Consider the following 13,897-nt stretch of genomic DNA (forward strand, 5'->3'; position numbering starts at 1 on the left):
TTTACACCAGATGAATACATACAGAACATTGTACACATACATAAAGAGCCCATATTGATCTAATTACGCATATGCAACATGTGATTTGAGCCGCGCTTTCATTTGACTATATTCAGACTGAACATGGTTTTCTGCCCATGTCTGATCCTCAATCGATTCAACCTTGACTGCACAATACTTGAATTCAGGTGTACTCGAAATCGGATCGACATGTTCAATCGTCAGCTCATTACATGCACCAATCCACCATTGATAAGTCATGTAAACCGCACCAACATTGACCCGTTCTGAGATATTGGCACGCGTAATCACTTTGCCTCGCCGAGAAGAAACCCACACTAACTGCTGATCAGCGATGCCCCGCTGCTTCGCATCCAGTGGATTCATCTGTACATATCCCGGTTCATCAGCCAACGTTGAAAGTGCTTTGCAATTCCCCGTCATCGAACGACATGAATAATGACCGATCTCACGAACGGTAGAGAGAACTAAAGGATACTCCGCATCTGTTTGTTCCAACGGTGGACGCCAAGGCGCGCCGATGAACTTCCCTTTGCCTGATGGGGTCGCAAACTTATTGCCCTCAAACAGGAATGAGGTTCCGGGGTGATCTTCCGTCGGACAAGGCCACATCACAGATTTCAGCCCTTCCATTTTCTCGTAGGTCACACCGGCAAATAATGGTGCCAGTACCCGCATTTCATCCCAGATTTCTTGCGTATTTTGATACTGCATCGGGTAGCCCATGCGCGTGGCTAACAGACTGAAGATCTCCCAGTCAGGTTTCACGCCTTCAGGCGGCGTGACCGCTTTGTAGAAACGCTGGAATCCCCGGTCAGCACTGGTATACACACCTTCATGTTCACCCCAGCTGGTCGATGGGAAGATAATGTCAGCCATTTCAGCGGTTTTGGTCATGAAGATATCTTGAACAATGACGAGGTCTAACTGACGCATGGTCTCGCGCATCGCATTCAGATCAGCTTCGGTCTGCGCAGGATCCTCACCAAATATATAGAATGCTTTACAAGAACCATCAGCAACTTTATGACCGATATCAGTCATACGATAGCCAGGTTTTGCTGATAAGGTCACGCCCCAAGCCTGTTCAAATTTCTCACGAATCTGATCGTCAGTGACCGACTGATACCCCGGAAATTGATGCGGTAACATCCCTAAATCACAGGTTCCCTGCACATTGTTCTGGCCCCGAACCGGACCACAACCCACGCCACGGCGGCCAAAGTTGCCCGTCATTAACGCCAAACCAGCCAAACCGCGTACCACATCAACCGCCTGACCGAACTGGGTGACCCCCATGCCCCATAAAATCATTGCACCGGAAGACTTAGCATAAGTCCGGGCAGCTTGCCGAACTTCAGTCGCTTTCAGTCCGGTCAGATGCTCGACTTTTTCAGGCGCATAATCCATGACGATCTGACGGAACTCATCAAATCCTTCGGTATAATTTTGCACATAAGATTGATCATAGAGATTTTCATCAATCAGCGTATAAGCCAACGCATTGACAACCGCCATATTGGAGCCATTTTTGAGTGCTAACCATTGATCAGCAACTCGAACAGATTCAATTTTCCGTGGATCACAGACAATGACTTTTGCACCGTTGTCACGCGCTTTAAAAATACGTCTCGCAATCACGGGATGAGAGTCGGCAACGTTGTAACCAAAGATCAGCAAGCATTTGGCTTCTTCAATTTCAGGAATGGCATTACTCATCGCCCCATTTCCCACGACAGATTCCAAACCGGCAACTGAAGGGGCATGACAAACCCTTGCGCAGTGGTCAACGTTATTCGTGCCAATCACCGCCCGGGCTAATTTTTGCATCACATAATTGGATTCATTTCCCGGCCCCCGGGCTGAACCTGTGGTCATAATCGCGTCGGGACCATATTGCTGCTTGATTGCCAACAACTTCTCTGCCGCAAAATCCAATGCTTCATCCCAAGAAACCGCTTCAAGCTTGTCACTTTTGGTGCGACGAATCATTGGCTGTTTCAAACGTGGCGTCAGCAGTTGGGTGTCATTTAAGAAATCCCACCCATAGTATCCTTTTAAACACAGTTGGCCTTCATTCGTTCTGCCATTTGCAGGCTCAGCACCAACCACCTTATCGTTTTCAACCAGTAGGTTTAACTTACATCCTGTACCACAATAAGGGCACACGACTAATTTTTTTTCGATCATAATTCTCTCACTATCCCCAATGTTCCATTCTCGTGCTGCTTCAAGCCGAAATAACAGAAGCCTGACTCGCTGCCGCTTCTCGTTTCTGTTGGCTGGTTTGTTGCAGTGACTCAGGTGCAATCAAACGAATGGCCTCTGTTGGACAAACCTCAACACAAGCAGGTCCTTCTTCTCGCTGTGAACACAGATCACACTTCAGCGCTTGGGACTGAGGCACTTGTTTTTGGAAAAGCGCGGCATGTTCAGACACCGTATCTTTCATTCGGGTCATGACACTCATCGCGCCATACGGACAGGCAATCACACAGGTCTTACAGCCAATACAACGGGACTGAATCACCTTCACATAACCATCTTCATGAACAATGGCATGATTAGGACAAACTTGCGCACATGGGGCATCGTCACACTGACGACACATCACAGGAACGGAAACTTCTGCATTTTTCACCAGTTGTAAGCGTGGCGCAAATTCCTCGGTTCCATTCAAAGTACCCGATGACTCATCCTGATGAGCGACCGCACATGCAATCTCACAGGTTCGACAACCAATACACTTATTGGCGTCAGCAAAAACAAATCGATTCATGCTGTATCCTTTTTGTGTCAATACAACAGAGTATCTTCAGACTCTGGGGGGTGGTTAATCATTACAGGCACAAGACGTGCCAATCCGGGAGTTACTATTTGAAATCATTTAATTCAATGATTTATAAGAAAAAATAAGTGACAAATAAAAAAACAAATCCAATCAGGAAGCTCAGCTTTCCACTTGACCCGATTGCTTAATGACAAAAGTGTCGAACTTCGACACTTTTGTCGATTCGTACTAACAATGCCCAAAATCCATGTCGTCATGCCATTTGGGCAAAGATTGATAAATTGTATCGACGGCGTCTTTGACCATGTCGGTCATTGGTGCCGCAAATGCCACAATGGCTGGCTGAATACCGATAAACGTGACATGAGGCACAAAGGTTTTCAGCTCATCGATTAAAAAGTTCAGCGGTAAGCTATGGGTGGACACCATAAACATCTCAGCAATCGTGTCGGGATCAATGATGCGAATCTCCCCCGCCTTTTCACCGAAATCTGCCGCATCAACGACCAACACGCGCTCAGGCTTGATATGACGAATCCGATGCAATGTATCTTCTGGCATCGTGCCGCCTTCTAACACTTCCCAACGGTCTATCGGTTGTTCCAGACAACGCTTGGCCAGCAAGGGGCCGGCGCCGTCGTCGCCCATCATGGTGTTCCCGACCGTCAACAATATTTGTCTGCTCATAATCTGTCTGCTCATTGCACCGTTCCTCGAATCATCAAATACATCGTCGGCTCTCGATGAATGGCATTGAGAATCTCGATCAATCCTGCGGTCAAACGCTGTGATGTCTCAGACTGTGTCGCGGGGCTGATTTGCTGGAATGCCAGCGCCAGCACATGAATATGCTCGGGAAAGATCGTGATCTCTCCGAATTTGAGAAAACCGGCCATCTTCCGGTATGCTTCGCTGTCTTGCGGTAATCCCTCAATCCACGCCAAATATTCTTCACCGTGACAATCCATCTCTGACTGAAGGCAATCCACAATGCCAAGGTGATGTCCAATCGCCAGACTGTAGTACATGATCTGTTGCGCTTCTTTAGGCACTTCTTTTTCATCAACAAACTTGCGCGTTAACCGATAAAAGCGTACTCGCTCCTTTAAGTGTCTTGAATGCATTTCGGTTTGCATATCAGCCACAACCATGACAAGGACCTCCTTTAAGCTCATCACCAACAAGCTGTTTCATCACCGAACGCATGAGCGTTTCAACAATCTCGGTCAAACGCGGATCGTTATGCTGATGAATATAGGCTTGAATCTGCGCATCCACATTATCGGCATGACACCCTTCCAGCACAGACATCAGCTCATCTGCAATACGATTTCCCTGACGATAACCGGCCAATAAACGCGCCTCTCTTTCGAGCATGACCCGGATATCCTGTGGAATACCGGTATGACTCAAGCTGGCAGGTTCCGCCTCCGCATCATGCGTTTTGGCATGCATTTTTTGCTCAAGTAACCCTAAAGCGACCGCGAATCCATAAAGCGTAGCAGCAGGTGTCGGGGGGCAACCGGGAATATAAACGTCAACCGGCACAATTTTGTCTGTTCCGCCCCAGACACAATAGAGGTCATGAAAAATACCGCCATCACAGCCACATGCGCCATACGACACGACAATCTTCGGATCGGGGGCGGCTTCATAGGCCCGTAACGCAGGCGCACGCATTGCCCGTGTGACTGCACCGGTAAAGAGTAAGATATCGGCATGACGAGGGCTGGCAACCACCTTGATCCCGAATCGTTCGGTATCATAAACGGGTGTCGTGGCTGCAAAAATTTCAATTTCACACCCATTACATCCCCCACAGTCCACCCGATAAACATAGGCTGACCGTTTGATCTGTTGCAAAAGTGTTTGCTTTAATGCTTGATGTTCAGGGGTAACTTCAACAGGCTGTGTCTGCGTATGATGAACACCCGATAATTGCTGAATACCTTTCACTGTACCTCCTCACGACTCATATCGGCGGGATTGATGTTGGGCATGTGGTTCGCAGAACAACCGTTCTCTGGCGTACTGGGATCAGACTGATGAGTTGCAGGTATATGCTTAACCGGTATCGGCTCTGCAGTGACGTAGCGGTGACATGCTAAGTTCTGCCCATCCAGCATATTGGCCTGACGCCGACATTCAGGACAACTTTCCAACTGATGACGACGCATTTCCAACGACTCACCACTCAACCCAGCGTGCTGAAGCGTCTCCATAACATAATCGAATAATTTTTTAGCGATGAAAGGGCGATCACATTCTCTGCAATTGACCAGCTCGAACTCGGCCTGTTCATACAAATCTGCTTTGTTGGTCACAGCCAGTTCAAACTGTTGTGACAAGACCAGCGCATGAGTCGGGCATACTTCTTCGCAGCGTCCGCAGTAGATACAACGCGCCAGTGAAAGCTCCCAGCGACGGGTGCCCTTCTGTTCATCGGTCTCCATCACTAACGCATTGGCAGGACAGGCCCTCATGCAAGCACCACACGCAATACACTGCGCGGCGTCCAGTTCTGGTTTGCCCCGAAAATCGGTGGTGACTTCATACGGCGCAAACGGATACTTGGCCGTGGCATCTCCTGTTTTTAAAACGGTTTTGAGTAGCTTTAACATCACAACCTCACATTGATTTCAGGGGTGAGTTTTTCCGATTGATGCTGTACTGCTCAATCGTTTTATAAGGCACGGTCTGAGACCGTTTTTTCTTGGTATCAATGATGGTGACGCGATCCGTACAGGAGTAACAGGGATCAAGGCTCCCGATAATCAAGGGGGCATCGGCAACCGTATTGCCCCGCAGCATATAACGCAACGTCGGCCAGTTGGCATAAGTCGCTGCCCGACAGCGCCAGCGGAAGAGCTTCTGATTATCCCCCGTCATGCTCCAGTGGATATTTTCACCGCGTGGGGCCTCGGTATATCCCAAAGCAAACCGATGAGGAACATACTGAAAGTCTTCAGTCAAGATAGCCCCCTCGGGGAGATGATCTAAACCAAATTCAGCAATATTGAGTGAGTCGAATACTTCACGAATTCGAATCAGGAGACGCGCCTGCACATCACCACTGTCAAAGTGGTGTAAATCAAGCGGTACCTGACCATAAGATTCCAGCGACTGGCCGTGTACAATCCGGGCGTCCCGGGCAAACCCACTCCCGCGCACCAAAGGACCAACCGGACTAAAATCACGGGCAATGTCTTTCGCAAGCACACCGACGCCTGAGATCCGACTGTCAATATTCGGGGTCGAAAGCAGGACATCGACTAACTCGGTAAACGACTGACGAACTTCACGAATCATGGCAATCCCTTTGGTGCGCTGTTCTTTGAGGAAATCACGCCGCACCCCGCCAATCAAGTTCATACCATAGGTTTTTCTGGCACCGGTCAGAAGCTCCGCGAGTTCCATGGTTTTTTCACGAACGCGGAAAAATTGCATGAAACCGGAATCAAACCCGACAAAATGGCTCGACAGACCGATATTGAGTAAATGACTATGCAAGCGTTCGACTTCCAGCAACACCGTCCGAATCATCTTGCCGCGCGCCGGAACCTGAATGTTCAGTGCGGTCTCGACGGAATTGTTATACCCCACGCTATGGGTAAATCCACAAATTCCACAGACCCGATCCGCAAGGAAACCCACTTCATGATAGCCCATCCGCGTCTCAGCTAACTTTTCCATACCGCGGTGAACATAAAACATCCGATAGTCGGCATCGATAATATCTTCACCGTCAACAAACAAGCGAAAATGGCCGGGTTCATCACTGGTGATATGCAAAGGCCCGACAGGAACGATGCGGTCAGAATCACTCCCCAATTCATTGATAAACGGGTAAGTTTCCGTCTCAGTTGTCGGCTGCGGACGCTGACGGTAATCCATCGCGTCTTTACGCAAGGGGTGCAAATCTTCCGGCCAGTCATCAGGAAGAACCAGACGACGTTCATCCGGCAGACCGATGGGGCGCAGACCGAACATATCGCGAATTTCGCGCTCTCCCCACACGGCGGCCGGGATCTCAGGGGTGATCGAGATAAATTCCTGATCGTTTGCATTCACCAAGACTTTGACGATCACCCAGCTTTTGACTTCGCCTTCCATCGATAAAGCATGATAAACACCGAAGCAGCCGTTCAATACACGTTCATCATTACCAAAAGAAACCGATAACCATCCCCCTTGGTCATAGTAGAGCCATTTCATCACCTCAACCAACGAGGTCATTTTGACGGTCAACGTCACCTGATTGTCGGCCTGCCAAGCTTCATCCTCGATTGCCGCAGGAAAATGTTGACGCACCCCATCGACATAGAGCTTCCCGATCTGATGTTGCGTATTTCTGTTCAATTGGTCCATGTCATAAGGCCTCTAGTTGATCGATTCAGTCAGAGATACAGCCGATAGACTGTCACTGCTTGAAGAAATGTGTTCGATTCCTTGTTGCCAAGGGAGATTGAGTGTTTCAAGAAGCGGTTGATTGGGGTGATTAATGACAATTTGTGTCGCTTGCTCGACACCATGCAGAATCGTATTCGGAATATGGGTCCCCATCACGACCATCAACACAATCAGCACCACCAGCGGACACACGGTCAGATAATTCACTTCCCCTTTTTCAACATGCTCAGGAGCCGCTCCCATGACGCATCCCGCGACCATCCGGGCAAATCCAGCCAGCACCAGCGTCAACAGTAAAAGTAAAATGATGATTAACACCGGGTGTTGGGCATACAACCCGGAACAGATAATCAAAAATTCACTGACAAAGAGATTAAATGGGGGCACACCGCCAAGCGCGAGTGCACCGGCGCCAAACAGAATACCGGTCCATGGTGCTATCCGTACCACGCCTTTGATGATACTCATGTCCCGGGTACCGTACTTCAGCATAATATTACCGGCCCCGCAGAACATCAGTGTTTTACCAAGACTGTGATTCATCATATGCAGCAGTGCGGCAAAAATACCCAACGGACCAAGACCAATCGCGAAGGCGATTAATCCCATATTTTCGACACTGGAGTAGGCTAACAACCGCTTGATATCTTGCTGAACCAAAATAAATAGAGCAGCAACCCCAACCGAGAGCAGCCCGAATCCGAGCATCAGAGAGCGGGCAAAATCACTGCCCAGCACGATAGAACTGATGGCAAAGTGACGCAGAATGATCAGCAGTGCGCAGTTTAACAACCCTGCCGAAAGTAATCCGGAAACCGGGCTGGGCGCTTCTGAGTGCGCATCCGGCAACCAAGTGTGCATGGGAAATAAACCGGTTTTGGTCCCAAAACCAATGACGATAAAGATAAAGGCAATTTGCATCAGGCGCGGATCAAGTAAATGCGCGTGATCCCGTAGTGTCGTCCATAGCAACGCTTGCTCCGGTGCATCGAATACAGCAACGGCATTGGCATAGGTCATTACGGTGCCAAATAAGCCAAACGCAACCCCGACACTACACAACATGATGTATTTCCAAGCCGCTTCCAGTGATGAGCGCTGATAATACAAACCAACCAGAAAGACGGAACTCACGGTGGTAGCTTCAATCGCGACCCACATCATCATGATATTGTTAGCAGTTAAAGCAACCAGCATGGTCGCCAAAAACAGATTGAACAGCCCGTAAAACAGCGAGACTTGCTTACCTGACAATTCACCGTGTTGATGCTCATGCCCGATATAACCGATCGAGTGAATCCCCGTACACAATGCCACCAGCCCGAGCACCGCAAGGAACAGCGCGGATAGTCCATCGAGCATCAACCAATTCCCGGCAGAGAAAATCGCACCATGCTCAAACACTTCAGCGGCCATCCCCCAACTGATGCCCCAGGTTGCCACAACACTGACAAGGTGAACCACCATAGATAAGTGCCGGAATTGGTCTCGCAGAGCAATACAAACAAAAGCAATCATTGCTGCGATCAAGGGAATGCCAAGCAAGAACGGAAATAGATTATTCATTGACATCATACAATTACCCTTTCAATACAGTCAGTTGTTTCACATCCAACGTATTGAGTCTGCGAAAAATTAACCGAGCCAGAATCACCATCACCATCACCGCAAAGATCGCGTCAATGGTGATACCGATTTCCAATAAGTGAGGCGCGCGATGTGCAACCAGCGCTAACATCAGCGATGAGCCATTCTCCATCAGGCAATAGCCGAACAACTGCTTCAGAATGTTTCTTTGCGTGATAATACAAAGCAGCCCAATCAAGAAATGCGCCAGCGATACAGCGAGGGCAGGTTTGAGCGTTTCAACCATCGGCAGTGCCACGGGCTGGATGATATAGAGACAAACCAGACTAATCACGGCAACGAAGACCGCAATCAACGCCGGATGAAACATGGCCTTTTCCGCCGCTGCATCCCGCATTTTTCCTAATTGGATATATAAAATTGTCGGTAACAAAACTACTTTCGAAATAAAAGCGGTCATCGACCAAAGGTACAAATCACTCGCGTCATAATGGTCAGCAATGACCACAAAGAGCAGTACCAACACCAAAGACTGACAGGCATACAGCCAAGACGCAGTTCTAGCCTGACGGGCAATCACCACAAAATAGGACGTGATGACTAACAATCCAGCAAGATTATTCATCATGAGATCATCCATTATGCATCTCCTATTGAAGCCATGTTGAAGCAATCACACTCGATAGCACCGACATTGCAATTAATACGACTAACGTTATTTTCATTGAACTGGGTAAGGGAGACATTCGCTCAACCGCTTCAGAAGGCTCACCGATAATGGTGCGGCCAAACCAATACAGCAGCCAGCCAAATGTCGCGATGGATTCAACCAGCGCCAGAATCAAAAGCGGAGTCAGCCAAGCATGAGTCGCAGAAAGATGGAATCCCGCTTCAAACAACGGAAATTTACTGAAGAAGCCATTCAGTGGCGGAACCCCTGCAATTGCCATGGCAGCAATACAGAACGCAACACCTAATAACGGTGATTTGCGAATAACCCCTTTCAGTTGAGGCAGCATTCGGGTCCCGCAGGCATAGCTGAATGAACCAGCAACAAAGAAGAACAGACATTTGGCAAAGGCATGGTTGAAGATGTAAGCAACACCACTGTCCAGTGCCAGAGATGATCCCATCGCTGCCATCGAAAGCGCCAGAAAAATATACGCCAACTGGGTGATCGTCGAATAAGCCAACAGCCGCTTCATATCTTTCTGCGGCAAATACATCAGAAAACCGTAGATCATGGTGATCATTGCCCCGATGATCCCGACAATCCCCACGACTTCAGGAATCGTACCGGCAGACAGAATGCTACGGGCAAAAATGTAAACACCAACTTTAACCATCGAAGCTGCATGTAAATAAGCACTGATAGGCGTCGGTGCATTCATTGCGTCAGGAAGCCACATATGCATCGGTAGTTGCGCCGATTTCCCCCACGCAGCAAACATGATGCCAAACAACACCACCATTTTGGCAATCGGGTTCAGCCCTGCAATTGCGGTCAGTTCAAACGTCCCTGCCTGAACAAACAGGGTCGCCGCAGCGATGAATAACCCCAATGAAGCAACATGAGTGACAATCAGGGCTTTCAGTGCCGAACGAAACGCCAGTGGTGTTTGGTAATATCCGATCAGAGACCAAGAACAAGCCCCGGTAATTTCAAAGAACAGCAATTGTCCCAGAATTGTTGAAGAGAAGACCAGCCCAGCCATCGCACCGATAAAGATCAGCAGAAACACATAATATCGTTTCGCGCCATGTTGCGCGTGTTCTTTGTTTCTGGCACTCATATATCCCAGAGAATAAACTGCAACAATCAACCCTAATCCGACAACTGCAACAGCAATCAGAGTGCTGACTTTATCGAAAACCAGACCAAAAATCAGGACATGTCCTACATGCAACAGCGGCACCGAAAGCGCTTCGCCACCTGTCGAGAAAAAGAGATAAGACAATCCCCATGTTCCCAATGTCGCCAATACTGCAAAAAACTGACAGATCCACTTTGCAGACTGCTCAGAGGCAAACAAGATGAGTATTGCCCCCAAAAAAGGAAGTCCAATAGTGAGTAATCCAATGATTTCCATCGTTTAATACCTCACAATCGAATGATATAAAATGCGAGTGCTAAAACCGCACAAGCAAAGGCAGACCAAGTCAGCCGATGAGTATTCAGAAAACGGACACGTGCCATACTGTTTTCAACCAATGCTGCCAGAAAGAACACCACAATGAGCTTGAGCAACAGAATCACGCCCGCAATCACCACAGCAGTCAAAGTCAGTTCAGCAGCCTTTCCCCATGGAAAGAAAATCGCCAAGAATAGCTGAGCAACAACCAGTTGTTTCAGCCCCAGTCCCAGCTTCACCATCGCTAATCCCGAACCGGAATATTCAGTCACCGGCCCTTCTTGCAGTTCCTGTTCAGCTTCGGCAGCATCAAACGGTAGTTTTCCCATTTCGATAAACACGGCAAAAGCACAGGCGACTCCTGCCAGAATCACAGGAATCGGCTGATTGAGACTTTCCGTTAACATGCCCTGACTGATGTACCCCAAATCGGTCGACCCCACCATCAAAGCCATCAGAAAAATTGCCAGCATTAAAATCGGCTCAACCAAAACCCCCAATGTGAGCTCGCGACTGCTACCGATCCCCCCAAACATGCTATTGGCATCAATCCCGGCTAAGGCAAAAAAGAACCGAAAAATCGCCAGCAGATAGATATCGGTGATCACATCACCGGAGATCGGAAATGGCGACACCTGCGTCAAAGTCGGCAACGCCATCGCAATCAGTAACATTGTGACGATCAGAATCCACGGCATGGCCCAGAAAATGCCACCGGCATTCTCCGGAGCGACTGGCTGACGACGCAGTAACTTGGCGATATCTCGATAATCTTGTAGCAACCCCGGTCCGCGTCGGGAATGAATTCTGGCTCTGAGTACACGTGAAAATCCGGTGGCTAGTGGTGTCAAAAGCAGCATGAATAAAGCCTGACCAAACGCAAGCACCATCCAGCTCATCTCAGGCATATGTAGTTCAGGCATCATTTCACTCCTGATTCAAACGGAATAATAAGTAACACAATCAGTGCTATCACAATGTAGAGACAGTAGATTCGAAAATCCCCGCCCTGTAGCTTTCTCACCCAGTCACCGAGCTTCAGAGCGACACCACAACAAGGTCGAACCAAGAATCGGTCAAATACAGGCTCAACAGCCGCAGCTGAAATCGTGGCCCGCTGGTAGGTTCGCTTCATCCATCCAGACGGGTCGAGCGAGATCCGCAAACGATAGACCGGTGAGAACATATAGCGCAGGGGTTGCGTAAACCCGCTCGCAGAAACCGTCATGCGTTGTTCATACGCATACCCACACGCCCACGGATCACCTTGATGACGCCGTTCGAGGCGATGTCTCTTAAACAGAGACAAAACCAGAAACGGGACAATCAACAGGACAATCAAACTGATGGTAATGACCGGTGTCGAAAGAATGGCCTGCGTGGTTGAGACCGGATGAAGGGCAATCCCCTGCTGAACATCAACCGGGGTAATTGCCAGTGTGTTAGTGGCAACGTCAGCAATGTAAGGCGAAATCCACGGAGAGCCGACACCGAGAATGATACATAGCAAAGCAAGAAAACCGGTGCCGACCAGCATTGACCATCCGACTTCTCGTGCCTGACTGCCGATTTTGGTCCGCGGTGCTCCGGTAAAACAGATACCATAGACTTTCACAAAACACATACATGCCAAAGCCCCGGTTATCGCCAGCATCACAACGGCTCCGAGTCCGGCGGTCACCATGAAGACATGGTGTTGCTGACTCATCTGGAACAAAGACTGATAAATAAACCATTCACTGACAAAACCATTAAGTGGCGGTAATGCAGAGATCGCCATGGTGCCAATCAAGAAAGTTATCGCGGTATAAGGCATCAGCTTACCTAGCCCCCCCATGCTTTCCATATCTTTGGTATGCACCTGAGAGATGACCGAGCCGGCACCAAGGAAAAGTAAGCCTTTGAACACCGCATGATTAAGCAGGTGATAAAGCCCGCCCAACAAGCCTAAAGCCGCGAGAACCGGATGACCGGATGCCGTCCCGATCATCGCAACACCGACGCCCATTAAGATAATGCCGACATTCTCCACGGTGTGATAGGCGAGCAAGCGTTTGATATCATGCTCTGCCAGTGCATACATGACCCCCAACACAGAGGAGAAAGCGCCAAAGGCGAGCACCAGATATCCCCACCAAACTTCTGCCCCTCCCAGAAAAACAAGCCCCACTTTAATGATGCCGAATACACCAATTTTTACCATCACACCGGACATCAATGCTGATGCATGAGAAGGGGCAGCGGGGTGAGCCTGAGGCAACCAGCTATGTAACGTGATCATGCCAGCTTTCGCCCCAAAGCCAAAGAATGCCAGTAAGAAGATGACTGACGACTCCCACGCGGGCAAGGACAGATGGGAAAAATCGGTGAAATTGAGAGTCCCGGTTGCCCGGTAAAGCATAAAGAAGGCAATCATGATGAGTACAGAACCGGCATGAGCAATGAGAAAATACTGCAAGCCAGCGCGAATACTTTTTTCACTCTGCTCAACCAACACCAGAAAGTAAGAAGCCAGTGACATCATTTCAAAGAACACGATGAAGTAAAATGCATTATCTGCCACAACTAACGCAACCATCGATGCAACAAACAGATTGAGGAAAATACTGATCCCCCATGCCCCTTTGCCCTGATACTCTTTCATGTAATGCAAGCCGTATATGGAGGCAGCAATGACAATCAGAGAAATAACCATCACCATAAATGCCGCTAATCCGTCAAACCGTACGAGCAGTTGTGCAAAAGGGAACGGACTAAAAAGCTGTGCCTGCCACACCTGATGGCTGACAAGCGCAGACCCAGCGCTGATCACGCCGGCGATACCGCCAACCGCAGTACACAGGCTTGCAAGAGATACAAAAAGAGATTCCCGTCGAGAATTACCAAACAAAGCCACAACACAGGCGATGAGATAACACCCCATCGATAAAGCCAACAGCGATAAAGGACTCATCAT

The 13,897-nt window shown here is 48.9% G+C and carries 12 protein-coding genes; all 12 read right to left on the reverse strand.

Going from position 1 to position 13,897, the window contains the following annotated elements; translation table 11 throughout:
- Positions 1-63: 63 nt before the first annotated feature.
- The gene (gene fdhF / locus OCU60_RS15550) at positions 64-2,208 is read right to left on the reverse strand and encodes a formate dehydrogenase subunit alpha (RefSeq protein WP_074371524.1); all 2,145 of its coding nucleotides are present in this window, start codon (positions 2,206-2,208) and stop codon (positions 64-66) included.
- 43 nt (positions 2,209-2,251) lie between these two features.
- On the reverse strand, positions 2,252-2,800 hold the full coding sequence (locus OCU60_RS15555) for a 4Fe-4S dicluster domain-containing protein (RefSeq protein WP_074371497.1): 549 nt from the start codon (positions 2,798-2,800) through the stop codon (positions 2,252-2,254).
- A 240-nt stretch (positions 2,801-3,040) separates the two neighbouring features.
- Positions 3,041-3,499 (reverse strand): hydrogenase maturation peptidase HycI, encoded by a 459-nt coding sequence (gene hycI, locus OCU60_RS15560; RefSeq protein WP_074371525.1) that lies wholly within the window; start codon positions 3,497-3,499, stop codon positions 3,041-3,043.
- 11 nt (positions 3,500-3,510) lie between these two features.
- Positions 3,511-3,963, reverse strand: coding sequence for a formate hydrogenlyase maturation HycH family protein (locus OCU60_RS15565; RefSeq protein WP_074371498.1), 453 nt, complete (start codon positions 3,961-3,963; stop codon positions 3,511-3,513).
- Positions 3,950-4,768, reverse strand: a complete 819-nt coding sequence (locus OCU60_RS15570; protein WP_074371499.1) for an NADH-quinone oxidoreductase subunit B family protein — start codon at positions 4,766-4,768, stop codon at positions 3,950-3,952. Before OCU60_RS15570 ends, OCU60_RS15565 begins: the two co-directional genes overlap by 14 nt.
- The gene (locus tag OCU60_RS15575) at positions 4,765-5,433 is read right to left on the reverse strand and encodes a formate hydrogenlyase complex iron-sulfur subunit (protein WP_083602568.1); all 669 of its coding nucleotides are present in this window, start codon (positions 5,431-5,433) and stop codon (positions 4,765-4,767) included. The genes OCU60_RS15570 and OCU60_RS15575 overlap by 4 nt, the downstream gene beginning before the upstream one ends.
- A 7-nt stretch (positions 5,434-5,440) precedes the next feature.
- Positions 5,441-7,180, reverse strand: a complete 1,740-nt coding sequence (locus OCU60_RS15580; protein ID WP_074371500.1) for a hydrogenase large subunit — start codon at positions 7,178-7,180, stop codon at positions 5,441-5,443.
- Between the two features lie 12 nt (positions 7,181-7,192).
- Positions 7,193-8,797, reverse strand: a complete 1,605-nt coding sequence (locus tag OCU60_RS15585) for a hydrogenase 4 subunit F (protein WP_228448913.1) — start codon at positions 8,795-8,797, stop codon at positions 7,193-7,195.
- Between the two features lie 4 nt (positions 8,798-8,801).
- A complete protein-coding gene (hyfE, locus tag OCU60_RS15590) occupies positions 8,802-9,437 on the reverse strand; it encodes a hydrogenase 4 membrane subunit (protein ID WP_235862135.1) in 636 nt (211 codons plus the stop codon).
- 22 nt (positions 9,438-9,459) lie between these two features.
- Positions 9,460-10,899: a hydrogenase 4 subunit D gene (locus OCU60_RS15595; protein WP_074371502.1), complete on the reverse strand. Its 1,440-nt coding sequence runs from the start codon at positions 10,897-10,899 to the stop codon at positions 9,460-9,462.
- An 11-nt stretch (positions 10,900-10,910) separates the two neighbouring features.
- Entirely contained in the window at positions 10,911-11,867 is a 957-nt protein-coding gene (locus tag OCU60_RS15600) for a respiratory chain complex I subunit 1 family protein (RefSeq protein ID WP_370738658.1), read from the reverse strand.
- Positions 11,864-13,897: a hydrogenase 4 subunit B gene (gene hyfB / locus OCU60_RS15605; protein WP_228448915.1), complete on the reverse strand. Its 2,034-nt coding sequence runs from the start codon at positions 13,895-13,897 to the stop codon at positions 11,864-11,866. Before hyfB ends, OCU60_RS15600 begins: the two co-directional genes overlap by 4 nt.

This window comes from Vibrio spartinae (assembly GCF_024347135.1).
In the GTDB taxonomy this organism is placed as follows: Bacteria; Pseudomonadota; Gammaproteobacteria; order Enterobacterales; family Vibrionaceae; genus Vibrio; species Vibrio spartinae.